Below are 1,521 nucleotides of genomic sequence, written 5' to 3' on the forward strand. Positions count from 1 at the left end.
ACACACTGACAAATCTCTACAAAATAAAACAGAACAACATATCAGACAAAAAGCCCCCAATGCATAACGCATGGGGGCTTTTTGCGTTTTGGGATTAGGCCGTCCTGAATGAGAGGGCTGAAGCCACAGCGAGTTAAGCTCCAAACGGCCCAGCACCAAAGCACTCTCTTATCCCTGAATATACGCCTACCAGTTGGCCTCAGTGAAACCAAAGCAACGACTTCAAGGAATTGAAACGGATTGCCTACAAATGCTGTGATGAGACAAACGCTGCAGCCGCCCATGTATCTCAATGAGAAGGGGAGTGAGCCTGTGGGAAGGGCACATCTCCATGCCCCAACTAAATTAGTGATAAGTGAATGAGTGGCGGTGGTTGTTAACTGATGCCCTTCGCCAGGTGGATGTGTTCAGCTGCAGTCGGAACGACCCCGCGCTCCCTTCTTCGTTCGTTGGCGGTATTTGCACACGTAATTGTGCCGCGATTGCTGCGCATTCGAAGGTAATGCGGAGGGCGCATTCTGCGCCAGGATGAGATCGGTGGGATAGCACCCATAACTGCTCTACGCTGTCTGCTGACTACAAAAGAGATGGAGCTATTCTATGCGCTGCCTGAGGTGAATAAGAGTGAGCGTGTGCGGCACTTGCTCTTTACCGGTAGCCAAATCTGAAAGTTGGTCGAACAGGTACGGAATTTATATATTGATTGTGTTATCTTCGTTGCAATTATCGGCTGTGTTTGATGCCTTTTTTTGATTGCTAGGGAGAGACTACATTGACGCGGGATGAGTTTGATAATTATTGCAAGTCATTGGTTGGGACGAGCAATGTCATTCAGTGGGGGAACGCTTCGGTTTGGAAGGTTGGAGGGAAGATCTTTGCGATCTGTTCTAACTGGGGAGAGGACCGTCCTGATATGGATGGGATCAAGATCAGCTTTAAATGTTCAGAGCTTTCCTATCAGATCCTAACGGAACAGGAGGGCATTATTCCGGCACCTTATCTGGCTCGGGCGAAGTGGGTTCAGATTGAGACTGCGCAGGCGATGGCTGATGATGACATCAAGGATTATGTTCGTGAGGCGCATAGCATTATTGCGAGGAAGCTGACCAAGAAGCTGCAGAAAGAGATTGGGTTTGTTGCAGCTTAAGTGTGTCTGATCACTTGGAGTTCTGAATAACTGATCGTGCTGACTTTAAGGTTTGCGTTCTTTTGTGCAGATTTGCGTTATTTGCGCGAAAAGTGCGTTGCTCGTGGTTCTTATTGAGTGGTTTTGTGTCTGGCTTTTGCACCGCGCGCATTTAATTTTGAACGGGGGAGGCTCTATCAGAGAACCACCTAGCGGGCATATGTTTACCCCGTGGAATTCGCCTTACTTTTTATGCCCGATTTTTCAGATGTTTTGCTCGCATCCGCTAATAAAAGTTATCCCCGTCTGAGGATCTTTCTTTACTCATAAGCTTGTCTTTGCGGAGCATTGCGATCATTCGTGCTCGGTGCTCGGTGCTCGGTGCTCGGTGCTCG

General features: G+C 48.4%; 1 protein-coding gene. It reads left to right on the forward strand.

Features of this window, described 5'->3' with window-relative positions; translation table 11 throughout:
- Nucleotides 1-772 precede the first annotated feature (772 nt).
- Nucleotides 773-1,147 (forward strand): MmcQ/YjbR family DNA-binding protein, encoded by a 375-nt coding sequence (locus tag PsW64_RS17665; protein WP_063304414.1) that lies wholly within the window; start codon nt 773-775, stop codon nt 1,145-1,147.
- The last annotated feature ends 374 nt before the right edge of the window (nt 1,148-1,521 follow it).

It is taken from the genome of Pseudovibrio sp. W64, from assembly GCF_001623145.1.
In the GTDB taxonomy this organism is placed as follows: domain Bacteria; phylum Pseudomonadota; class Alphaproteobacteria; order Rhizobiales; family Stappiaceae; genus Pseudovibrio.